The organism is Streptococcus marmotae (genome assembly GCF_001623565.1).
Taxonomy (GTDB): Bacteria; Bacillota; Bacilli; order Lactobacillales; family Streptococcaceae; genus Streptococcus; species Streptococcus marmotae.
On the sequence record NZ_CP015196.1, the window covers coordinates 1,531,377 to 1,553,088 of the forward strand.

Here is a 21,712-nt window from a genome sequence, read left to right on the forward strand (position 1 = left end):
ACTGTCCCCCTACAGATAGTATACGGTCTTTTAGTCTTAGAAACAAGTCTTACAGATAGATTAGACCATATAAAAGACAATCGCAAGGTACTGCAAGAAACTAGCTAAAATGATAAATAAGTGCCAAATCATATGAAAATAGGGCTTTTTCTTAGCGTAAAAGATAGCTCCGATACTATAAGCCATTCCCCCTGCCAACATCAGAAACCAGAAAATTGGACCTGTTTGAGCAAGGACTTGGGGGAGGATAAAGACAACCAGCCAGCCCATAATCAGATAAAGAGCTAGACTGAATCGTTCGTTGATTTGTTTGGCAAAAATTTTGTAGAGAATGCCAAAAATCGTTGTTGCCCATTGGATAACTAAAACGAGATAGCCTTGCCAATTGGGCATGAGAGTCAAGAGGATAGGAGTGTAGCTACCTGCAATAGCAATGTAAATCATACTGTGGTCGATAATCCGTAGAATATATTTGTGGGTTGAACCATAGGCCATTGAATGGTAAATAGTGGAGGAGAGAAACATGAGAAAGAGGCTAATAATAAAAATAGACACCCCAATAGCTTGAATCAAGCCAACGCGTTCATAGCTATAAATCGCTGAAAAAGGCAGCAGAAGGAGCATGAAAAAGGCACTAACTGCATGAGTAATGGCATTGCCTACCTCTTCTCCGAATGAGAGTTGGAGGGATAGTTTAAAATGTTGATTCATCAGCTTCTCCTTTCAAGGCTGGAACGAGTGCGAGTGTGGCTTGGTAAGAGTGAATGGTCTGACAGGCTTTTTGTAAAATCAGTGGTTGCTCTTCATTTTCGATACCAGAAAGGCAATCCACAAAGGCATCGTATAGAAGGGAAGCCTCATCATTTTCTGTTAACAGATCAATCATCTCCTGTATGGTTGCAATCGGAAAAATTGGCTTATAAATACTCAAAACAATCAAGCGAGCGACTTGTGTACGACTGTATTTTTTCTTAATCGGTTTAGGAATATAGCCGTGTTTGACATAATTATTGACCATAGAAGCAGTAAGAGGCTTTTCACGATTGGCTAAAAAGGGGAGAGTCTGTTGATTGACATAGAGTAGAACTTGGTCTAGATAGAGATCCAAATCGGGTAATTGCTGCCATTTAGGTAAGGAAATCATTGTTTACTCCTTTATATCTAGTTATTATAACTAGATAATAACATCTTATAAATAAAAAAGCAAGAAAAGAGTAAAAGGAGGAAGGTATGATATAATCAGAATATGAAAATTATCTTGCCAAATGCGAAAGAATTAAATACCAATTTAGACAATCATCCCTTTGTGCCACTTTCTGAAGAATCAAGTGCGGTCTTAGGAGCAATCAGAAATTTGTCCGTAGAAGAACTAGCGGCTTTTTATAAACTAAACAGCGACAAGACAGAACTGGAAGCCGACCGCTGGTACAGAATTGCCCATGGACAAGCCAAGACTTATCCAGCCTGGACACTCTATGATGGCCTTATGTATCGGTATATGAAACGGAGGGAATTGAGCCAAGTAGAGCAGGAATACTGGCAGCGCTATGTTCGAATTGCAACGGGTTTTTATGGTCTGATTTCCCCCTTTACCTTGATTTCTCCACACCGTTTGGATTTTCAAGGTCAGCTAAAAGTTGAGGGACAATCGCTTAAGCAATTTTGGCGGGCTCAATATGATGAGCAGGTGGCAGAAGAGGATTTGATTATCTCCCTTTCTTCATCTGAATTTGAACAGGTTTTTTCACCAGCTATTCAAAAGCGGATGATTCAGATTGTCTTTATGGAAAATCGGGCTGGACAATTGAAAATTCATTCGACCATTTCTAAAAAAGGGCGCGGTCGTCTCGTCTCACTCATGGCAGAACAGGATGTTCAGACCCTTGATGAGATTAGCCAGCTCACCTTTGATGGCTTTGCCTACCGCGCGGATTTGTCAGAGGAGCAAAAATTAGTCTTTGTAAGAAAGCAACCGTAATGTGTTCTGTTCGTTATAGTGGATTGAGAACTGAACACAGACCAAGAGCTGTGTAAAAAAGAGACGCAGATGTTCCAGCTTTAGTTGGTTACAGCAGAGGCTCCCTTTAGTGGGGACGCAGATGTTCCAACTTTAGTTGGTTACAGCAGAGGCTCCCTTTAGGGATAAGTCTTCCTAGCTCCAAAGGTATAGTATACCTTTGGAGGTGAGTGATAGGAGTTTGCAGAGCAAAATCTCCTTTGGCTCTTCGTCAGACTTTCTATTTTCACTTTGTGCTTTATACGCCCTCGTATCTTATGAAACTGAACTCGGGCTAAGCACTGTGTGAAAAAGATAAGTCTTCCTAGAGTCTGCTGGCTCTTTGTCAGACTTCCTATTTTCACTTTGTGCTTTATACGCCCTCGTATCTTATGAAGGAATAGGAGAAGGCAAGGAGCTGCAGATAGAACTGGCGTTAATTGAGGATTGCTCCATAATCCCTATTTCCAACCTTCAACAGTCTACTGGACTATTGAAGCAAAGCGACTTATACTCGTCAAAAATCAAAGTCTGACGTCGTTAACTTACCTTGCTGAACTTCAGTTCTAGCTACGATTTCGTTTCCTAGTCAGATTTTGATTTTTATAGAGTATAACGATGTCCTAAACTTTATTCAATTCACTATATCCTAACAAAAAAGCATGTCCTAGCACCAAAGCGAGTGACATGCTTTTTGATTTTCCGTATAGAAGAAATTATTTCATTGAAGAGATAATGGCTTCCATGGTTGATTGTAGAAGTGCAGTATCGCTCGTTTTGGCAGAAGCAGTAAAGGTAACGAGCGTTTCATTGATATGAAAAGCGTAGATATGAACGATATAATTGGATTGGGTACTTGATGTTTGGCTAAGAGACAGGCGATACCCGTGGTAATTACCGAGAGTAATTTCTTCCTTAGTTGGCTTGCTGTTTTCAGGGGCAAGTTGGTCAGCAATTTCGTTGAGATCGACTGTATAGCCTGTAGTAGAAACTCCTCGGATAGATAGACGAATCCCATTGCTACTGTCTTGATAAACTATAGTATCAGCAGGAGCACCTTCTGTATCTTGCTTCCAACTAGTTGGAAGGGCGACACTCAAGGCAGAATTTGGAACGGTAACCGCTTGACCGTAGTTAAAGTTCACTTGTTTCGTAGTAGCAAGTGTGGTCCAAGAAGCAACAGATTGGTTTAGAAATTCCTGAGTCTTATTAGCGTTATCAGGATGTGCTACAAGACTAATCAAACGATATTCCCCATCTTCTTCGTAGAAAAAGAGAAGTAATTGTTTTTCTTTATTGACCTCTTTGGTGTAAAGAAAGCCAGACTTACCAGAAATGGTTGTTTGGGTTAGTTGAAGATTTTCTGATTTTGTTTCTTCTGAATTGTTTAAAAGTGAGCGAGCAAAGTCTTCCAAGGATAGTGGCGAATCGACTTTAGCGTAGCGATTTGCTGTGAGAAAATAATCATTTCCAGCAGAATAGGCTGAAAAATCATTGCTAGTATCGCTGTCGCTAGCAATCCAATCGCTTGGTACTTGAATTGAAAATAAGCCTGATTTAGCGGTCATTGGTTTAAAATCTGAATTGCTGAATGTATTTGTCAAAGCAGGTAGATCAGATGAAGGGCTGGTCTTTTCTGATGGACGAGAGCAGGCAGTCAACAATGCTAGCCCTACAACACTGCACACTCCTATACGAGATAGTAATTTCATGTTCATGGTTTTCCTCCTACGTATTATTATAAGCTATCTTATCCTTTTTTCCAATAGATAGGGTCGCAAAAAATTGAGAATGAAAAAACTAGAGACGCTTGCCTCTAGTTTGATAGGGTTAGCCAATAGCTGTTAAGAGATCGCTTGCTTGTTTTTCAAGCTGTACAGCTACTTCTTCTGAAAGGACGAGTTGACCAGTCCCCCAAGCTTCTGGATTGATTGCAGAGGCTGTAAATTCACCGACTACTTGTGTGCGGATGAATGGTAGAAGTGCTTTATAGGCTGTAAAGAGTGGCTCGTGTCCACCATTTGCAACGGCAGATACTGTCACTAATTTATCTTGTAAGACAGAAGGCCCTTTTGGATTTGATAAGTCAAGAGCACGGCTGAGCCAGTCAAGAATATTTTTCACAGGACCTGGAATACCGTAGTTGTAAACTGGAGAGAAAATCCAGATAGCATCTGCTTGCTCAACTGCTTGACGAGCTGCAGCAATCGCAGGAAGCACAGGTGTCTCAAGATCTTCGTTAAAGACAGGAACTTGAGTGTAATCCAGATAAGATACAGTCGCCTTGCCCTTTAGTAATTCTTCGGCTTGTTTTGCCAGTTGGTGGTTGAATGAACCTTCACGCAGTGAACCGACTAAAAATAATACATTTGCCATAGGTATGGCCTCCTTAAAAGATAATAAATGGTGCCTCCATCTGCTAGAAAAAATCTTCTGCTAGGAATGCTATGAGGATAGAATAACAAAAATATCACTAATTAGCAATAATATTGTCTTATCTTTTGAATTTTTTTAAAATGGTGTTTAATGTATCTTGTTCTTCAAGGCTTAAGACATCAAAAATACAGCCAATATTGTCATAATGTTCAGGGAGAATCTCTTCAATCGTCTTGCGACCAAGATCGGTCAAGTGAATCCTAGAAGCTCGCTTATCATCACAATCTGGAACCTTAGTGATATAGCCGTCCCGAATCATATTCTTGATGACGACGGTCATATTGCCAGAGGTGCTAAGCAGTTTATCAATCAATTCTTGAATGCGGAGGTCTCCCTTGTTATACAAGGTCTCTAATACACCAAACTGCCCCATAGTCAAATGGTATTTTTTCATGGTTTCAACTTCTTGTTTGTAGATGGTATCAGAGGCTCTATGTAAGATAATCAGACTACGAAGTGCTTCTTGATTGCGAGCAATAGCTTTTTCGACTTTTTCTATCATAGGACTAGTGTAGCAATATTTGGAGAGAACTGCAAGGAGAATCACTCTTAGAAGCAATAGAATCTGGCGAAAATGGCTGGAAAATTCGGATAAATGACTAGAAAAAATGGCATTTTAGCTTAAGATATAGTATAATAATCCTATTATGGCAAAAAAGAGAAATGTATCCTATAAAAACGGTATGACACTTGGAAAACAATATGCGATAGGATTTTTTGTCCTAGTATCTGTGTTGATTTTTTCTTTCCTCTATATTTTAGAGGTTTCTGCTAAGCCTTTTTTGGAAGGCCGGCAGCATGCAGAGCAGATAGCGATAGACTATGCAGGGGTAAGCTCGATTACAAATGTTGCTCGCTATACTGGAGAAACAAGCTATTATAGTGTTTCGGGAACGAATCAAGAGAATGAGCCTATCTTCGTCTTGATATCAGAAGAATCCTCTAACATTTTTGTTTACAAGGCTACGGAGGGAATTTCTCAAGAGGATGCAAAAGCCATTGCCAAAGAAAATGGGGCTGGTGAGATTGAGCGAGTTGTCTTGGGTTACTTCAACAATCAACCGATTTGGGAAGTCAAGTCGGGCCAGACCTACTACGTGATTTCTTTTGAAAATGGAACATTTCTGAGCAAGGAGGGAATATGAAGGTATCAAAACGAGTGCTTGAAATGGAAGAAAGTGTGACCTTGGCTGCGGGTGCGCGTGCTAAGCAGTTAAAGGCAGAAGGAAGGGATATTTTATCCTTGACCTTGGGAGAACCTGACTTCACCACTCCAGAAAATATTCAAGAGGCAGCCATAGCTGCTATTAGAGATGGTCGTGCGAGTTTTTATACGGTAACAAGTGGGTTGCCAGAATTAAAGGCGGCTATTAGTGACTATTTTGAGAAATTTTATGGCTATTCTGTAGCACCAAATCAGGTGACGGTAGCAACAGGAGCAAAATTCTCTCTCTATACCTTTTTCATGAGTGTCATCAATCCGCTTGATGAGGTGATTATTCCAACCCCTTATTGGGTTAGTTATGCGGATCAGATTAAAATGGCGGAAGGTATACCTGTTTTTGTGCAGGCAAGAGAAGCCAATGATTTTAAGGTGACCGTTGCGCAATTAGAAGCAGCACGAACGGCTAAAACCAAGGTTTTGGTTCTCAATTCACCGTCTAATCCAACTGGTATGATTTATAGCAGGGAGGAACTTCTTGCGATTGGGAATTGGGCTGTAGAGCATGACATTCTCATCCTAGCAGATGATATTTATGGACGACTTGTCTATAATGGGAATACCTTCACCCCTATTTCCAGCTTGTCAGAAGCCATTCGGAAGCAGACGGTTGTGATTAACGGTGTCTCTAAGACCTATGCTATGACTGGTTGGCGAATTGGCTATGCGGTTGGGGAGCCAGAGATTATTGCAGCAATGACCAAGGTTGCGGGACAAACAACGTCTAATCCAACAGCCGTAGCCCAGTATGGAGCGATTGAAGCCCTAATTGGCGAGCAGGATACAGTAGAAGAAATGCGTCAAGCCTTTGAAGAGCGGCTCAATACCATTTATCCCTTACTGGCTGAAGTTCCAGGCTTTGAAGTGGTCAAGCCGCAAGGTGCTTTCTATCTCTTTCCAAATGTAAAAAAAGCCATGGACATGAAAGGTTTCACGGATGTGACAGCCTTTACAACAGCGATTTTAGAAGAAGTCGGAGTTGCCTTGGTGACGGGAGCAGGATTTGGTGCACCTGAAAATGTCCGTCTCAGCTATGCGACAGACCTTGATACCTTAAAAGAAGCTGTTAAACGCCTAAAAACATTTATGGAAGGGTAAGTGAAAACGGAGCTTCGTCCTTGTTGCGGTGGACTACTGCCTAAGAAAGTTAACAGAGCATTATACAAAAGAACAGGAGAAATTATGTCTAAAGAGTTAGTATCGATTATTAATGTCAAAGACCATGTTGGTGAAAAAATAACCATTGGTGCTTGGGTTGCCAACAAATCAGGGAAAGGGAAATTAGCCTTTTTGCAACTTCGTGACGGAACTGCTTTTTTCCAAGCGGTTGCTTTTAAGCCAAACTTTATTGAAACATTTGGTGAAGAAGAAGGAACAGCTAAGTTTGATACTGTTAAAAAACTCAGCCAGGAAACATCTGTGTTGGTAACAGGTATCGTCAAAGAAGATGAACGGTCAAAATTCGGCTATGAGTTGGATATTACGGATCTTGAGGTAGTTGGTGATTCAAAAGACTATCCAATTACGCCGAAAGAACATGGAACGGATTTCTTGATGGACAATCGCCACTTGTGGCTCCGTTCTCGTAAGCAAATGGCCATTATGCAAATTCGTAACGCTATTATTTATGCGACTTATGAGTTCTTTGATAAGAATGGCTTTATCAAGTTTGACAGTCCAATCCTGTCTGGAAATGCGGCAGAAGATTCGACAGAACTGTTTGAAACAGATTACTTTGGAACCCCTGCTTACTTGAGCCAATCAGGGCAATTGTACTTGGAAGCAGGAGCGATGGCACTAGGGCGTGTATTTGACTTTGGTCCAGTATTTCGTGCAGAAAAATCAAAAACACGTCGTCACTTGACGGAGTTTTGGATGATGGATGCGGAGTATTCCTTCCTCTCTCATGAAGAATCATTAGACTTGCAAGAAGCTTATGTAAAAGCACTGATTCAAGGCGTTTTGGACCGTGCACCACAAGCTCTTGAAACCTTGGACCGTGATACAGACCTCTTGAAGAAATACATCGCTGAGCCTTTCAAGCGTGTATCCTATGATGATGCGATTAGTCTTCTTCAAGAGCATGAAGCAGATGAAGATACAGACTATGAACATTTGGAGCATGGAGACGATTTTGGTTCGCCTCATGAAACATGGATTTCAAACTACTTTGGTGTGCCAACCTTTGTGGTCAACTATCCAGCAAGTTTCAAGGCTTTCTATATGAAACCAGTTCCTGGCAATTCAGAGCGCGTGCTTTGTGCAGACTTACTAGCACCAGAAGGATACGGGGAAATCATCGGTGGTTCTGTCCGTGAAGATGATTACGATGCCCTTGTTGCCAAAATGGAGAGCCTTGGCATGGATCGTTCAGAGTATGAATTCTACCTTGATCTTCGTAAATATGGTTCAGTTCCCCATGCAGGATTTGGAATTGGAATCGAGCGGATGGTAACCTTTGTCGCTGGTACCAAACATATTCGTGAAGCCATTCCATTCCCACGGATGCTCCATCGCTTAAAACCATAATCATTATCGGCTCTTTGTCAACTGTAGTGGGTAGATGAAAAGCTAACACCTAGAGAGGACCAAATTGGTCTTCTCTTTTTTGATGTTGATGGCAATCAAAATCCGCTTTTTGAAGTTTTCAAAGTTCCGAAATCCAAAGGCATTACGCTTGATGACTTTGATAAGATTATTGGTAGCTTCCAATTTAGCGTTGAAATAAGGCAATTCCAAGGCGTTTAAAACCTTGTCCTTATCCTTTAGAAACGTCTTAAATACCGTCTGGAAAATAGGGTTAACAGTGGCTATTTCTTGCTCAATTAGGTCAAAGAAATGATCTGAGTTTTTCTCTTGGAAATGGAATAAAAGAAGTTGATAGAGTTCATAATGTTGTCGTAACTCATCTGAGTAGGATAGGAGCTTGTCTAAGATTTCCTTATTGGTCAAATGCATGCGAAAAGTAGGGCGATAAAACCGCTTGTCACTGAGTTTACGGCTATCCTGTTGGAGTAAATCAGTCCAGTGGACTGATTTAGCCCGAGCCCAGAAATAAAAAAGCGAGGTTTTCCAGTAGCGTTTGAGCGTCTTGTATTCATGCGATTTGCGGTCAAAAGCATTCATGATTTGGGTACGGACACGGTTCATAGCACGGCTGAGATGTTGCACAATGTGAAAGCGATCAAGAACAATTTTAGCGTAAGGGAGTGAAACAGTCTGGGAATAGACTGTTTCAGTCTGAGCTTAGAAATTGGAGGGCGAAGGGTTTAGCCAATTTATAATAGGGGCTAAACATATCCATGGTAATGACTTTGACCCGATTTCTAACCTTTCTAGGATAACGCAGAAAGTGATTTCGGATGGTTGCTTGCGTTCTTCCATCAAGGATAGCGATGATGTTATTTGTGTCAAAATCTTGAGCGATAAAGCTCATTTTCCCTTTCTTGAAGGCATACTCATCCCAAGACATGACTTCTGGAAGCTTATCCCAATCCGTTTCAAATTTAAACTCATTGAGTTTTCGAATAACTGTAGATGTAGAAATGGAGAGTCTGTGTGCGATATGTGTCATTGCTTGCTTTTCGATGAGTAATTGTGCGATTTTCTGGTTGACAGCGACAGAGATTTGATGGTTCTTCTTAACAATAGGAGTTTCAGCGACCGCTATTTTCCCACAGTCTTTGCACTTGAAACGACGCTTTCGAAGGCGGATAAGTAGCGGGTAGCCAGCAGTTTCTAAGTAGGGGATTTTAGAGGCTTTCTGGAAGTCGTACTTAGCCATTTGTCCCTTGCAGGAAGGGCATTTAGGGGCTGTGTAATCCAAGTGACCGTGGAGTTCTAAGTGTGTTCCCATGTCGCATTCATTAGTGATAGTGATATTTTTGTCTTTCATTTTGAGAAAATTTGTGATAAGATTTAGTTGTTCCATATGAGTCTTTCTAAATGATAGTTTTGTCGCTTTTCATTATAGGTCATATGGAACTTTTTTTCTACACTGAAAAAGGCTCCATAATCTCTGTGGCGGGCGTACCCACTACAGATATTATAGAGCCTCATTATCTCCTTGTCTGTGCAAACAGACGAGGATTTTTTAAATGATAACAATGTATATTGATATAAAATAATATGGTATAATAATAGAAAAGATTTCAGGAGGTAGGATTGATGAAAAAAGGAATGATCTACATTGTATTGAGCTTATCTTTATTAACTCTTGTAGCATGCGGGGAAATGAGGGGAACCAATCATTCTGAAAGTCCTGCGGTTCAGCAGATGGTTGGCAAGGAAGCCCCATCCTTTACAATCAAAGATAGAGATGTCAATGATGTGTCCTTAGCGGATTTTAAAGGGAAAAAAGTTTATCTCAATCTTTGGGCTAGCTGGTGTGGGCCTTGTAAGCAGGAGATTCCAGAGCTAGAAGAAGTCTATCAAGGGCTGAAGGAGAAGGACGATCTTGTGTTCTTATCTGTTGTGTCCTCAGCTGAAAAAGAGTTTGAAAATGCACGACCAGCGGAGCAGTCTAAGGAACAGATTATGGAAGTGGCAGATGATTTAGGTATTACTTATCCAGTCTTGTTTGATACCAAGGATCAAGTTTTTAAATCCTATCAAGTCAGAGCTTTCCCGACTCATATTTTTATCAATCATGACGGAACCATTGCACAAAAATTTGAAGGAGCTATGACGAAAAAGGAATTAGAGAGTCGCTTAAATAGTCTGAAGTAAAGATAGAAAAATAGCCAACAGTCCGTTGTAGTGGAATTGAATCTATTATTGGTAGTAGCATACAATAAAAAGAGAGTGGACAATCAATTTCTATGAAATCACGATTAAGTCCTACTCTCTTTTAAATTGTGGTCAGTTACGTGTCCCATTCAACCGTTTGGAGTGAAATAGTTTGGCTCTGAGAAATCAGTTTGGAAATGGGGCAACGCTGATGGGCTTGTTGGACGAGGCTTTCAGCTTCTTCAAGTGAGAATCCTTCAATGCTAGCCTTGGCATTGACTTGAAAGTAGTACCCCTTGCCAAGAGTAGATTCTCGGTGGAGTTCACAAGTCACCTCAACCCGTGATTGGCGCCCTTGCTTTTGGCTTTCCAAGAGAGCTTGAATGGTCGCATTTAGGCAGGTTGCCCAAGCTGTTGCCATGAGTTCTTCCGGATTAAAACCTTCTTCTTTAGTGAGAGGATGAGCTGTCTGGACTGACTTTTCGCTAGATAACGATACAGAGCCATGAATACCATCGTGATTGGTCGCCGTAACAGAATAAAGCATAGCATTCTCCTTGAATTTCAAATTGGTATAGGCTCATTATACACCAAATCAGAAAAGAAAGAGAGCAAGACGATTTGCCTCTCATTTGCTAAAAATGTGCTATAATAAAGAAAAAACGAATGAGGTATTCATGCGATGAAAACAATTCACACAGATAAAGCTCCAGCAGCTATTGGACCGTATGTGCAAGGAAAGGTTGTTGGAAATCTTTTATTTGCTTCTGGCCAAGTACCCTTATCTCCAGAAACGGGAGAGATTGTCGGCACAACGATTGAGGAACAAACACAGCAAGTCTTAAAAAATATTGAGGCTATTTTAACAGAAGCAGGAACAGATTTTGACCATGTGGTAAAAACGACCTGTTTCTTGAGTGATATGAATGATTTTGCAGCTTTTAATGCTGTTTACCAAACTGCCTTTTCAGCTGCATTTCCAGCTCGTTCAGCTGTTGAAGTTGCTCGCTTACCACGTGATGTTAAAGTGGAAATTGAAGTGATTGCGCTCGTCGAAAACTAGAAAGGAATTCTATGTCAGAAAAATTTCATCTGGTGATTGTCACAGGAATGTCAGGTGCTGGAAAGACTGTCGCTATCCAATCGTTTGAGGATTTGGGCTATTTTACAGTTGATAATATGCCTCCTGCCCTCTTACCAAAATTTTTAGAGTTAATGCGCCATAGTCAAGACAATGACAAGGTAGCGGTTGTGGTTGATATGCGTAGCCGTTCCTTTTTTGCGGAGATTCGTCAAGTTCTTGACGAGATTGAATCGGCTGATGATGTAGACTTCAAAATTCTTTTTCTAGATGCTACAGACAGTGAATTGGTTGCCCGTTATAAGGAAACTCGTCGTTCTCATCCACTTGCGGCAGACGGCCGTGTTCTTGATGGTATTCAATTGGAGCGTGAATTACTAGCTCCCCTCAAAAATATGAGTCAGAATGTAATTGACACGACAGAATTGACACCGCGCAATTTACGCAAAGAAATTTCAGATCAATTTGCTAGTCTGACCAATCAACCTTCTTTTCGTGTAGAAGTGATCTCATTTGGTTTCAAATATGGTTTGCCACTTGATGCAGATTTGGTTTTTGATGTCCGTTTCTTACCAAATCCCTATTATCAGGTAGAATTACGGAATTTGACAGGACTGGATGAGCCGGTATTTAACTATGTCATGGAGCATGAAGAGTCGGAGTCTTTCTACAAGCATTTACTTGGTTTAATTGAACCTATTTTGCCTGGCTATCAAAAGGAAGGCAAGTCTGTTTTGACCATTGCAGTTGGCTGTACTGGCGGTCAGCACCGTAGTGTGGCTTTTGCGAAACGTCTAGCAGATGATTTAGAAACAGGCTGGGTGGTCAACCTTAGTCATCGTGATAAAGACAGACGAAAGGAAACGGTTAATCGTTCATGAGAAAGCCTAGAATTACAGTCATTGGAGGTGGGACAGGCATTCCAGTGATTCTAAAAAGTCTGCGGGATAAGGATGTGGATATTACTGCCATTGTAACCGTAGCAGATGATGGTGGATCTTCTGGTGAAATCCGTCAGGCCTTACAGATGACACCGCCCGGTGATTTAAGAAATGTCTTGCTCGCCATGTCTGATATGCCAAAGCTCTATGAGCGTATTTTCCAATATCGGTTTGCAGAAACGGATGGAGCCCTAGCAGGGCATCCGTTAGGAAATCTAATCATCGCTGGTATCTCTGAAATGCAGGGCTCGACCTATCATGCGATGCAGTTGCTATCAAAATTTTTCCACACGACTGGTAAAATTTATCCTTCCAGTGAGAATGCCTTGACACTTCATGCGGTTTTTACAGATGGTCACGAGGTGGTAGGAGAAAGTAAGATTGCTGGGTATAAGGGGATGATTGATCGTGTTTTTGTGACCAACTCATACAACCAAGATGAACCAACCGCTAGTCGGAAGGTGGTTGAGAGTATTTTAGAAAGCGATATGATTGTCTTGGGGCCAGGTTCTTTATTCACTTCCATTTTGCCTAATTTAATGATTTCAGAGATTGGGCAGGCCTTAAAAGAAACCAAGGCAGATGTGACCTATGTTTGTAACATTATGACCCAGAGAGGGGAAACGGAATTTTTTAGTGATGCAGACCATGTGCGCGTGTTGAACAAGCATTTAGGGGACAATGTGATTGATACGGTTCTTGTCAATATAGAGCCGGTTCCAAAAGAATACATGAATACCTACCAATTTGATGAATACTTGGTGCAGGTAAAACATGATTTTACAGGTCTGCAAGCACAAGCCCAGCGTGTCATTTCTTCAAATTTCTTGCGCTTGGAAAATGGCGGAGCCTTTCATGACGGGGACTTAGTGGTCGAAGAACTCTTGAAAATTTTACAGGTGAAATCATGAGTTTTAGTGTGCAGGTGAAAGAAGAAATCATCAGTCATGGTCAGACTGAAAAGAGTGAATTAGCAGCTATGATTAAACTATCTGGCAGTCTCGGTTTGGCTTCAACTGGTTTGACCTTGTCGATTAGCAGCGAAAACGCCAAGATTGCCCGCCACCTCTATGAGATGCTCTATCATTTTTATGAGGTTAAGGCTGAAATTCGTCATCATCAAAAGACAAATCTTCGAAAGAACCGTGTTTATACGGTATTTTTAGAGGAGGAGGTCAATGCGATTTTAGATGATCTCTACCTAGCAGATAGTTTCTTTGGTTTGGAAACGGGGATTGCACCTGCTATTTTGGAAAATGATAGCTGGAGCCAGTCCTATCTACGAGGCGCCTTTTTAGCGAGTGGTTCGGTGAAAGATCCTGAAACAGGTAAATACCAGCTGGAAATTGCTTCCATCTATGAAGATCATGCTCATGACTTGGCTAATTTGCTGCAAAAATTTCTCTTGGATGGTAAAGTCATTGAGCGCTCTAAAGGGAGTATTACCTATTTGCAGCGTGCAGAAGATATTATGGACTTTCTCTTAATCGTTGGGGCAGAAGAAGCAAAGACAGAATTTGAAAATGTCAAATTGCTTCGGGAAACACGCAATGATCTCAACCGAGCTATTAATGCAGAGGCTGCTAACATTGCTCGAACTGTTACGGCCAGTATGAAAACAATCAACAATATTTCTAAGATTATGGAAAGCATTGGCTTAGATCAGTTACCGTCTGATTTGCAAGAAGTCGCTCAATTGCGGATTCAACATCCAGACTATTCGATTCAGCAGTTGGCAGATAGTCTTTCAAAACCAATCACAAAGAGCGGCCTCAATCACCGACTGCGTAAAATCAATAAAATTGCGGATGAATTATAAAAATCAGGTTGGACTTGAAACGAGTCTGCTGAAAAGATATGGACTCTATAATTTTTGTGGTGGGTAAATCCACTGTGGAGATTATAGAGCTTTTTGACTACGCGAAAAGTCCCATAAAACTTATCATGAAAAGCGATTAAAAACTCATTAGAAAGGATCTTATGGAACGCTTCAATAATATCACGCAACTCATCGGAATGAAAGATGAAAAAGGCCGGACAAAAATGAACCGCATCCCAAAAGTTAGACTGAGAATCTAACGTCTGGGGTGCGGTTCATTTACCATCAGAGGTTGTTGTTTCATTTATGATAAAACTTATTGTGTTGGTAGTTGGGGTCAAAGGTGACATTAATACCGAGTTTGCGGAGGACATTGCGGTCTTCTTCTGGAAGCGTTACGGTAGAGTGGCATTCGCTGCCGCTTAAATTGCCTAATTGTTTCATGGCAAGATCTGCTTCTGGCTTGTTCATAGCAGTAATGGCAAGGGCAATCAGTAGTTCGCTAGAGTGCAGACGTGGATTACGGTTGCCTAGATGATTGATTTTGAGGTTTTGAATTGGTTTGACATACTCTGGTTCAATCAAGTGTGTTGCCTTGTCAATATTAGCTAAATTTTTAATGGCATTGATGATGACAGCCGCAGATGGACCAAAGAGGTCAGAGGTTTTACCTGTGACAATCTCACCATTAGGCAGTTCAATGGCAAGAGCTGGCTGACCGGTTGCTTCTGCTTTGGCACGCGCTGCAATAGTTACCTTGCGGTCGCTTGGTGAAACACCCACTTCGTTCATCAAGAGTTCAATTTTTTTCACAGCAGATGCTGGAACTCGTTCAGCCTTGAAGTCTACCAAGGTTTGATAGTAGCGGCGGATAATTTCTTCTTTTGATGCGGCAATGGCTGCCTCTTCATCGACAATCGAGTAGCCCACCATATTGACACCCATGTCCGTCGGTGATGCGTATGGAGATTTAGCTAAAATACGCTCAAAGGTTCGATTAAGAACAGGGAAGACTTCGATGTCACGGTTGTAGTTGATTGCTGTTTTGCCGTAGGTTTGCAAATGGAAGGGGTCAATCATATTGAGGTCATCTAGGTCAGCAGTTGCTGCTTCGTAGGCCAGATTGACAGGATGATGAAGCGGTAAATTCCAGACAGGGAAGGTTTCAAATTTGGCATAGCCTGCCTTGATACCGTGCAATTGGTCATGGTAGAGTTGCGAGATACAAGTTGCGAGCTTTCCAGAACCAGGACCAGGTGCGGTCACGACAATCAGATTGCGACTCGTTTCGATATAGTCATTTTTACCCATACCTTCTGGTGAAATAATGTAGTCAATATCAGATGGATATCCCTTGATTGGATAGTGGAGATAGGACTGGATACCATTTTTTTCTAATTGATGACGGAAAGCGTCAGCAGCTGGTTGATTGGTGTACTGGGTAATGACGACAGAGCCGACATAGATTCCCAAGTCGTTAAAGGTATCAATCAAGCGCAGCACTTCTTGGTCGTAGGAAATGCCTAAATCACCACGGGCCTTAGAATGTTCAATGTTACTTGCATTAATGGCAATGACAATCTCAACCTGCTCTTTTAATTCTTGAAGGAGCTTAATTTTATTGTCAGGCTCATAACCAGGAAGCACACGGGCGGCATGGAAATCTTCTAGCATTTTTCCGCCAAATTCCATATACAATTTTCCGTCAAACTGCTGGATACGCTCTAAAATATGGTCACGTTGTAGTTGTAAGTATTTTGTTGAATCAAAAGCAATTTTTTTCACATTTTTCACCTCTTTTAAGATTATAATAAAAAGTTTTCAAAAAGAAAACGATTTACCGTTATTTCATGGAAAATATATTTATATGCAATAGATGATAGTGTCATTTTATGCTTAAAAAGTTCAGCAATGCTAAGTTCTTTAATGCAGAAAACAAGACAGTCAAGTTTGATACCGATAAAGGGTTTGTTTTGGAGAAATGATTGCAAAGATAGTTAGAATCCAAGGCGTCTAGTAGAGCTTTGAAAGGTAGCAACTACGGTGGAGGGTCGATAGGACAGAAGAGTTAGTTCTATGATGCCCAGCTTATCATCACTTTCTGCTTGGGCAGTTAGTTAGCAAAGAAAGAAGACAGATCTGTATTTTCAACATAATTGTGAAAATGGATTTCACTATTTACTTTGTATATAGGTTGTCGTGAAGATTACCCACGACAAACGCATGAATAAAATATCGCTTTCAGATAAGAGTTTCATAATTTAAGATTGAATCCTCTGCTATACTAGAGATAGTGGAGGATTTTGTTATGAATGGGCTACTCGATTTTTTGATACATGTCCGTGATGACAGAGAACCATGGAAAATCAAGCACCTCTTATCAGATATTGTGCTACTTATTTTCTTTGCACGTCTATCAGGTGCAGAATATTGGGATGAAATTGAGGAGTTTGGGAAATGCCTACGAGTCTTCCTTGCGAACTGTGTTGGAGTTAGAAAATGGGATTCCGTCTCATGATACGCTCCAATGTGTCTTTGCGACCCTAAATCCCCAAGTTCTAGTAGAAGTAACACAGATGTAGTCTGCTCTCCTTGAAGAAGCAGAACTATCAGCTAAGAGTTTTACTCGATTTTCGAAACGCCTGATAGCGATTGACGGAAAGATGATTCGAGGGAATGCCAGCCCAAGGCAGAAAGCCTTGCATATTGTCTCAGCTTATGCGACAGACTTAGGGATTTCCTATGGTCAAGTAGCGACAGATGAAAAGTCTAATGAAATCACAGCGATACCAGAGTTATTAGACATGATTTCAGTGAAGGGCTGTATGATAAGCCTTGATGCCATGGGAACCCAGAAGGCTATTGCGGATAAGATTATCAAGAAGAAGGCTAGCCGTAAAAGATAATCAGAGGAGCCTTCTAGCAGATATTCGGCCCTTTTTCGAGGTAGATACTGAGCGAGATGATAGCTATGAGACGCTTGAGAAAGCACATGGTCAAATCGAGTTGAGACAGTATGAGGTCATCAACAATACTCGTTGGCTCCGGAAAGCCCATCCAGAATGGGGTCATATTCAGAGTATAGGACGAGCTCATATTCACATCACCAAGAATGGTCAAGAGAGTGAAGAAACCCGCTACTTTATCTTGAGTAGTCAGGTTAGCGCCAAGGAATTATGCGACTATGTACGCGGTCATTGGCAGATAGAGAGCCTGCATTGGCTGTTAGATGTTGTTTTTCGAGAAGATGCGAATAAGACATTGAACAAGCAATTAGCGTTTAATTTGAATGTAATGGACAAATTCTGCCTCGCTGTCCTAAAACGGCTGGATTTTGGAAAGAAAATGAGCATGCGACGCAAGAAATATGCCCTTAGTCTATCCTTTGACCAGTATTTGAAACGACTATTTTAAATCAAAAAAGTGTTTGAGGGAGAAAAAGGGAGAAGAACGTTTCATGCGTTTGGCGTGGTTTTTACTTGATACCAGTAGCATTTTGGGTATAATTTAATTAGAAGTAGTCGGAGAGTAGTACCGACTCTAAAAAGAAAATACTCTAAAGTTGATGTAGTCGTAAGGGTCGCGACTCTAAAAAGAAAGGCCCTTTTTTCGTATGATATTAGATGAGTTTCAAGAAAATCATGCGCGTGGACATGGTGTTATGGTTCTTGATATCAATAATCAGCTGATTGCAATTCTGCTTCGATCTGGTATTTCTGAGAATCTTAGGAACTCAAGCCATTTATTCCCTTACAAAACCTATAGACGTCACGATGGGAAAATGTGCTTAAAGGCCTTAGACTTTAGTAAGTTGACTATTATTGATGAAAAATATATTGACAACTCAAGGATATATCACTTTAAAAATCCCAATGAGAAATCTTTTTACTTGAAAAATTCAAATCGTATCTTTTCACGAGTTAAGAACTACATAAACAAGTATATTAAGATTTGCTCAAAAATTGAAAATGGAGGTACTGTCACCTTTAGAACTTTGAGCCCATATCGATTTAGCACTCTACGTAACTTTCATGATGAATTAGGACCAGCTTGGATTTCTCTTTTTAATGTTGTTTGCGTTCACATTATCTAGATAACGTATCGAAAAAGGCTAGTGTTGATATGAATAGGGGATGAGCAGTTGGATTTATAAAACATCATCAATAGTTGTTTACTACTCATTCATAAAGGACGTGTCAGAAAAGGCACGCCTTTTTTATCGATATGTGATATAATGGGAGAAGAAATTCGGGGATTTTTTGCACACCCCTACAAGGATAAAGGTTAAATTGTATGATTAAGTTGATAGCAACGGATATGGATGGAACATTTCTTCGTGAGGATCATCAGTTCAATCGAGATCGTTTTCGTAAGATATTGGATCAATTCCATCAAAAAGGCTATCTTTTTGCAGCAGCAAGCGGGCGTTCCTTGTTGAGTTTGCAAGCTGTTTTCCAAGGCTTTGAAGATGAAATGGCATTTATTGCGGAAAATGGCTCAATCGTATCCTACAAAGGAGACATAATTTTTGAAGATCAACCCATTGAACCGACAGTGTATATGGAGATTGTCCGTCGATTATCAGCCAGTCCATACGGTCAAAAAAGTTGTGTCGTCCTATCAGGGAAAAATAAAGCCTATCTCTTAAAGAGTGGAGATAGAGAGTTCATAGAGAGGATTTCCCCCTTTTATGTGAAGACGAGTCTCGTGTCGGATTTTTCGGAAGTGACAGAAGATATTGTCAAGATTGTAGTCACTTTTCCAAGTGAGGAAGTAGAAGTGGCACAAGAATGGCTGAATCAAGAGTTTGATGGCGTAACAGCTGTTACGACTGGTTTTAATTCAGTTGATATTATTCTATCAGATAGTCATAAGGCGGTTGGAATGTCCAAATTATGTGAGTATTGTGGTCTAGAAGCGGCTGATGTGGTAGCCTTTGGGGACAATCAAAATGATTTGGAAATGCTTGAATTTGCAGGGATAGCCCTTGCAACTAGTAATGCGAGGCCAGAAGTAAAAAAGATAGCGGATAGGGTCATTGGCCATTGCAATGATGAAGCGGTCTTGACGTATATAGAGGAGATGTTAAATGAGTATTAAATTGATTGCCTTAGATTTGGACGGAACCTTGTTGACGTCTGATAAGCGGATTTCAGATAAGAACAAAAAAGCCTTGCAAGTAGCTAGAGAAAAGGGTGTTTATGTGGTTTTGACAACCGGGCGGCCCTTAAAAGCGATTGAACAATTTCTGGCAGAATTGGATTTGCTTGGAGAAGGACAGTATTCAATTACGTTTAATGGTGGGTTGGTTCAAGAAAATACAGGTCGTATTTTAGAAGAGACAGGATTTTCTGTTGAAGATGTGCGTGTGATTCGTGAGGTGACCAACCAGCTTGAATTGCCACTTGATGCGATTCACGGTGGAGATGTCTATTCCTTAGATGCGGCGCGTGCCTCACTCTATTCGACTTGCAATCCACTTTTACAGATTATTCCAACGACAGATGCCACTCTTCCTGAAGACGTAACGTATAATAAAGCCGTAACAGCAGTTGATGCAGTATTTTTAGACCAACAGATTGCGAAATTACCAGCATTTTTGTATGAACGCTTTGAAATTTTTAAGTCACGGAATATTCTCTTGGAATGGAGTCCAAAGGGAGTTCACAAGGCAAACGGTCTTGCCAAGTTGATTGAACATTTAGGAATTGATCGATCAGAAGTAATGGCCTGTGGTGATGAAGAAAATGATCTCAGTATGGTCGAATGGGCTGGACTCGGTGTTGCAATGGCAAACGCCAGCTCAAAACTAAAAGAAGTTGCTAAGGTGGTGTTACCAGTTACTAATGATGAAGACGGCATTGCTTGGGCAATTGAACAATATGTAGTAAGTGAGGAAGAAGATGGGACTATTTGAACGCTTGTTTGGTCACAAGGAAAAAGAAGAACTCGCTCTGTCAGAAGAAAACCAGATACAAGAGGAGACAGCAGATCGTGGTGATAGAGCAGAGGCGCTAGATGATATAGAGCAGCCCCATGCAGTGGCTGAGGGAATTGAGGAGCCGGCTGAGACTGCCGAGGAATTGCCTAAGGAAATGCCGGAAGAAGAGGTTTCCGTTGAAGCCATTCATTCGGAACCTGCTGATGAACCTCTAGATGCGCAAAAGCAGCGTACACTGGACTTTATGGCAGAATATTACGCCGCCAAGGAAGCGGCTGCTCTTCGGATTCGGGAAGCACAAGAACAAGGAGTGAATCCTGCTGTTCAAACGAAAAATGAGCCAGCAGTAGAAGAAGGATTAGCGCCTGAGAGTGAAGAGGAAAAATACCAACGGACTCTCAAGAAAACTCGGACAGGCTTTGGAGCTAAGCTCAATCAATTCTTTGCGAACTTCCGTTCAGTAGATGAGGAATTCTTTGAGGAATTAGAGGAATTGCTCATTACAAGTGATGTCGGTGTACAGGTTGCTTCTAACTTAACAGAAGAGCTACGCTACGAAGCTCGCTTGGAAAATGCCAAAAGGCCCGAAGCCTTGCGCCGGTTGATTATCGAAAAATTGGTTGATATTTACGAAAAAGATGGTCAGTTTAGCGAGCAAATTGCCTTTCAAGATGGTCTGACAGTCATGCTCTTTGTCGGTGTTAATGGGGTTGGAAAAACAACCTCTATCGGGAAATTGGCGTATCGCTACAAGCAGGCTGGCAAGAAGGTCATGTTGGTTGCAGCAGATACTTTCCGTGCTGGTGCAGTAGCGCAATTGGTTGAGTGGGGTCGCCGTGTAGATGTGCCTGTTGTGACAGGACCAGAGAAATCAGATCCAGCTAGTGTGGTTTTTGACGGTATGGAAAAGGCCATGACAGAGCAGGTGGATATTCTCATGATTGACACAGCTGGTCGCCTGCAAAACAAGGAAAATCTCATGGCTGAGTTAGAAAAAATTGGTCGCATTATCAAGCGTAGTCTACCAGATGCTCCTCATGAAACCTTATTGGCTCTGGATGCCTCTACTGGTCAAAATGCTCTGGTTCAGGCTAAGGAGTTTTCAAAAATTACTCCCTTAACTGGCCTTGTTTTGACGAAATTGGATGGTACTGCGCGTGGTGGTGTCGTACTAGCTATTCGTCAAGAACTAGATATTCCAGTCAAACTGATTGGATTTGGTGAAAAGATTGATGATATCGGTGAATTTCATTCTGAATCTTTCATGAGAGGTCTGTTAGAAGGTTTAGTATAGTGAATTGACTAAAGGTTAGGACATCGTTATACTCTATAAAAATCAAAATCTGACTAGCTTCCACAATTGAGAATTGTGGAAGGCTGGAAATAAAACGAGCACAGCTCGCCCCTTGCAATTGAGAATTGTGGAAGGCTGGAAATAAAACGAGCACAGCTCGCCCCTTGCAATTGAGAATTGTGGAAGGCTGGAAATAGAACGAGCACAGCTCGTCTCCACTGAACCATCGTACTAATGCTAGCTGAGGCTTATTA

General features: G+C 41.1%; 20 protein-coding genes and 2 pseudogenes. 14 read left to right on the forward strand and 8 right to left on the reverse strand.

Annotation, left to right across the window (positions count from 1 at the left end):
* Positions 1–60: 60 nt before the first annotated feature.
* Complete coding sequence (trhA, locus tag A4H00_RS07705) at positions 61–711, reverse strand: PAQR family membrane homeostasis protein TrhA (protein WP_067088950.1); 651 nt, start codon at positions 709–711, stop codon at positions 61–63.
* On the reverse strand, positions 695–1,144 hold the full coding sequence (locus A4H00_RS07710; RefSeq protein ID WP_067088954.1) for a DUF1836 domain-containing protein: 450 nt from the start codon (positions 1,142–1,144) through the stop codon (positions 695–697). Before A4H00_RS07710 ends, trhA begins: the two co-directional genes overlap by 17 nt.
* A gap of 102 nt (positions 1,145–1,246) precedes the next feature.
* Between A4H00_RS07710 and yaaA the strand changes: the two genes are divergently transcribed.
* Positions 1,247–1,978, forward strand: coding sequence for a peroxide stress protein YaaA (yaaA, locus tag A4H00_RS07715; protein ID WP_067088959.1), 732 nt, complete (start codon positions 1,247–1,249; stop codon positions 1,976–1,978).
* Positions 1,979–2,712: 734 nt separating this feature from the next.
* Here yaaA and A4H00_RS07720 read toward each other — a convergent pair.
* The 3 genes from A4H00_RS07720 to A4H00_RS07730 form a co-directional block, all read right to left on the reverse strand.
* Positions 2,713–3,714 (reverse strand): hypothetical protein, encoded by a 1,002-nt coding sequence (locus A4H00_RS07720; protein ID WP_067088964.1) that lies wholly within the window; start codon positions 3,712–3,714, stop codon positions 2,713–2,715.
* A 112-nt stretch (positions 3,715–3,826) separates the two neighbouring features.
* The gene (locus A4H00_RS07725) at positions 3,827–4,372 is read right to left on the reverse strand and encodes an NADPH-dependent FMN reductase (protein ID WP_067088967.1); all 546 of its coding nucleotides are present in this window, start codon (positions 4,370–4,372) and stop codon (positions 3,827–3,829) included.
* Between the two features lie 118 nt (positions 4,373–4,490).
* Positions 4,491–4,934: a MarR family winged helix-turn-helix transcriptional regulator gene (locus A4H00_RS07730; protein ID WP_067088971.1), complete on the reverse strand. Its 444-nt coding sequence runs from the start codon at positions 4,932–4,934 to the stop codon at positions 4,491–4,493.
* A gap of 145 nt (positions 4,935–5,079) precedes the next feature.
* On the opposite strand from A4H00_RS07730, the gene A4H00_RS07735 reads away from it, so the two are divergent.
* The 3 genes from A4H00_RS07735 (at position 5,080) to asnS (ending at position 8,183) form a co-directional block, all read left to right on the forward strand.
* Entirely contained in the window at positions 5,080–5,577 is a 498-nt protein-coding gene (locus tag A4H00_RS07735) for a cell wall elongation regulator TseB-like domain-containing protein (RefSeq protein WP_237334193.1), read from the forward strand.
* The gene (locus A4H00_RS07740) at positions 5,574–6,752 is read left to right on the forward strand and encodes a pyridoxal phosphate-dependent aminotransferase (RefSeq protein ID WP_067088979.1); all 1,179 of its coding nucleotides are present in this window, start codon (positions 5,574–5,576) and stop codon (positions 6,750–6,752) included. Before A4H00_RS07735 ends, A4H00_RS07740 begins: the two co-directional genes overlap by 4 nt.
* An 84-nt stretch (positions 6,753–6,836) precedes the next feature.
* Entirely contained in the window at positions 6,837–8,183 is a 1,347-nt protein-coding gene (gene asnS, locus A4H00_RS07745; RefSeq protein ID WP_067088984.1) for an asparagine--tRNA ligase, read from the forward strand.
* 42 nt (positions 8,184–8,225) lie between these two features.
* On the opposite strand, the pseudogene A4H00_RS07750 reads toward asnS, so the two are convergent.
* A pseudogene (locus tag A4H00_RS07750) lies at positions 8,226–9,585 on the reverse strand (transposase).
* A gap of 236 nt (positions 9,586–9,821) precedes the next feature.
* Here A4H00_RS07750 and A4H00_RS07755 point away from each other — a divergent pair.
* Positions 9,822–10,382, forward strand: coding sequence for a TlpA family protein disulfide reductase (locus A4H00_RS07755; protein ID WP_067088988.1), 561 nt, complete (start codon positions 9,822–9,824; stop codon positions 10,380–10,382).
* Between the two features lie 136 nt (positions 10,383–10,518).
* Here the strand turns inward: A4H00_RS07755 and A4H00_RS07760 are convergent, their stop codons facing one another.
* Positions 10,519–10,929, reverse strand: coding sequence for an OsmC family protein (locus A4H00_RS07760; RefSeq protein ID WP_067088991.1), 411 nt, complete (start codon positions 10,927–10,929; stop codon positions 10,519–10,521).
* Positions 10,930–11,064: 135 nt separating this feature from the next.
* Between A4H00_RS07760 and A4H00_RS07765 the strand changes: the two genes are divergently transcribed.
* The 4 genes from A4H00_RS07765 to whiA are packed head-to-tail and all read left to right on the forward strand — an operon-like array spanning position 11,065 to position 14,223.
* Entirely contained in the window at positions 11,065–11,445 is a 381-nt protein-coding gene (locus tag A4H00_RS07765) for a RidA family protein (protein WP_067088994.1), read from the forward strand.
* 11 nt (positions 11,446–11,456) lie between these two features.
* Positions 11,457–12,344 carry an RNase adapter RapZ gene (gene rapZ / locus A4H00_RS07770; protein ID WP_067088999.1) on the forward strand — a complete coding sequence of 296 codons (888 nt, stop codon included), beginning with the start codon at positions 11,457–11,459 and terminating at the stop codon, positions 12,342–12,344.
* Positions 12,341–13,315: a YvcK family protein gene (locus A4H00_RS07775; RefSeq protein ID WP_067089002.1), complete on the forward strand. Its 975-nt coding sequence runs from the start codon at positions 12,341–12,343 to the stop codon at positions 13,313–13,315. The genes rapZ and A4H00_RS07775 overlap by 4 nt, the downstream gene beginning before the upstream one ends.
* Positions 13,312–14,223, forward strand: coding sequence for a DNA-binding protein WhiA (gene whiA / locus A4H00_RS07780; RefSeq protein WP_067089006.1), 912 nt, complete (start codon positions 13,312–13,314; stop codon positions 14,221–14,223). Before A4H00_RS07775 ends, whiA begins: the two co-directional genes overlap by 4 nt.
* Before the next feature lie 300 nt (positions 14,224–14,523).
* On the opposite strand, the gene A4H00_RS07785 is transcribed toward whiA, so the two are convergent.
* Positions 14,524–16,008, reverse strand: a complete 1,485-nt coding sequence (locus tag A4H00_RS07785; protein WP_067089009.1) for a DUF1846 domain-containing protein — start codon at positions 16,006–16,008, stop codon at positions 14,524–14,526.
* A 523-nt stretch (positions 16,009–16,531) separates the two neighbouring features.
* On the opposite strand from A4H00_RS07785, the pseudogene A4H00_RS07790 reads away from it, so the two are divergent.
* The 5 genes and pseudogenes from A4H00_RS07790 (at position 16,532) to ftsY (ending at position 21,458) form a co-directional block, all read left to right on the forward strand.
* A pseudogene (locus A4H00_RS07790) lies at positions 16,532–17,637 on the forward strand (ISAs1 family transposase).
* Between the two features lie 199 nt (positions 17,638–17,836).
* Complete coding sequence (locus A4H00_RS07795; protein ID WP_237334194.1) at positions 17,837–18,316, forward strand: hypothetical protein; 480 nt, start codon at positions 17,837–17,839, stop codon at positions 18,314–18,316.
* Positions 18,317–18,516: 200 nt separating this feature from the next.
* Complete coding sequence (locus tag A4H00_RS07800; protein ID WP_067089013.1) at positions 18,517–19,323, forward strand: Cof-type HAD-IIB family hydrolase; 807 nt, start codon at positions 18,517–18,519, stop codon at positions 19,321–19,323.
* Positions 19,313–20,140, forward strand: coding sequence for a Cof-type HAD-IIB family hydrolase (locus A4H00_RS07805; protein ID WP_067089017.1), 828 nt, complete (start codon positions 19,313–19,315; stop codon positions 20,138–20,140). Before A4H00_RS07800 ends, A4H00_RS07805 begins: the two co-directional genes overlap by 11 nt.
* Complete coding sequence (gene ftsY / locus A4H00_RS07810; protein WP_067089022.1) at positions 20,127–21,458, forward strand: signal recognition particle-docking protein FtsY; 1,332 nt, start codon at positions 20,127–20,129, stop codon at positions 21,456–21,458. Before A4H00_RS07805 ends, ftsY begins: the two co-directional genes overlap by 14 nt.
* Positions 21,459–21,712: the final 254 nt, after the last annotated feature.

Bases quoted from the DNA above. Each gene is read 5' to 3' on its own strand.
- A4H00_RS07720 (WP_067088964.1), bottom strand. From the start codon at position 3,714: ATGAACATGAAATTACTATCTCGTATAGGAGTGTGCAGTGTTGTAGGG.
- A4H00_RS07730 (WP_067088971.1), bottom strand. From the start codon at position 4,934: ATGATAGAAAAAGTCGAAAAAGCTATTGCTCGCAATCAAGAAGCACTT.
- A4H00_RS07710 (WP_067088954.1), bottom strand. From the start codon at position 1,144: ATGATTTCCTTACCTAAATGGCAGCAATTACCCGATTTGGATCTCTAT.
- A4H00_RS07760 (WP_067088991.1), bottom strand. From the start codon at position 10,929: ATGCTTTATTCTGTTACGGCGACCAATCACGATGGTATTCATGGCTCT.
- A4H00_RS07775 (WP_067089002.1), top strand. From the start codon at position 12,341: ATGAGAAAGCCTAGAATTACAGTCATTGGAGGTGGGACAGGCATTCCA.
- A4H00_RS07805 (WP_067089017.1), top strand. From the start codon at position 19,313: ATGAGTATTAAATTGATTGCCTTAGATTTGGACGGAACCTTGTTGACG.
- A4H00_RS07740 (WP_067088979.1), top strand. From the start codon at position 5,574: ATGAAGGTATCAAAACGAGTGCTTGAAATGGAAGAAAGTGTGACCTTG.
- whiA (WP_067089006.1), top strand. From the start codon at position 13,312: ATGAGTTTTAGTGTGCAGGTGAAAGAAGAAATCATCAGTCATGGTCAG.
- A4H00_RS07800 (WP_067089013.1), top strand. From the start codon at position 18,517: ATGATTAAGTTGATAGCAACGGATATGGATGGAACATTTCTTCGTGAG.
- A4H00_RS07725 (WP_067088967.1), bottom strand. From the start codon at position 4,372: ATGGCAAATGTATTATTTTTAGTCGGTTCACTGCGTGAAGGTTCATTC.
- ftsY (WP_067089022.1), top strand. From the start codon at position 20,127: ATGGGACTATTTGAACGCTTGTTTGGTCACAAGGAAAAAGAAGAACTC.
- yaaA (WP_067088959.1), top strand. From the start codon at position 1,247: ATGAAAATTATCTTGCCAAATGCGAAAGAATTAAATACCAATTTAGAC.
- asnS (WP_067088984.1), top strand. From the start codon at position 6,837: ATGTCTAAAGAGTTAGTATCGATTATTAATGTCAAAGACCATGTTGGT.
- rapZ (WP_067088999.1), top strand. From the start codon at position 11,457: ATGTCAGAAAAATTTCATCTGGTGATTGTCACAGGAATGTCAGGTGCT.
- A4H00_RS07795 (WP_237334194.1), top strand. From the start codon at position 17,837: ATGATATTAGATGAGTTTCAAGAAAATCATGCGCGTGGACATGGTGTT.
- A4H00_RS07735 (WP_237334193.1), top strand. From the start codon at position 5,080: ATGGCAAAAAAGAGAAATGTATCCTATAAAAACGGTATGACACTTGGA.
- A4H00_RS07755 (WP_067088988.1), top strand. From the start codon at position 9,822: ATGAAAAAAGGAATGATCTACATTGTATTGAGCTTATCTTTATTAACT.
- A4H00_RS07765 (WP_067088994.1), top strand. From the start codon at position 11,065: ATGAAAACAATTCACACAGATAAAGCTCCAGCAGCTATTGGACCGTAT.
- trhA (WP_067088950.1), bottom strand. From the start codon at position 711: ATGAATCAACATTTTAAACTATCCCTCCAACTCTCATTCGGAGAAGAG.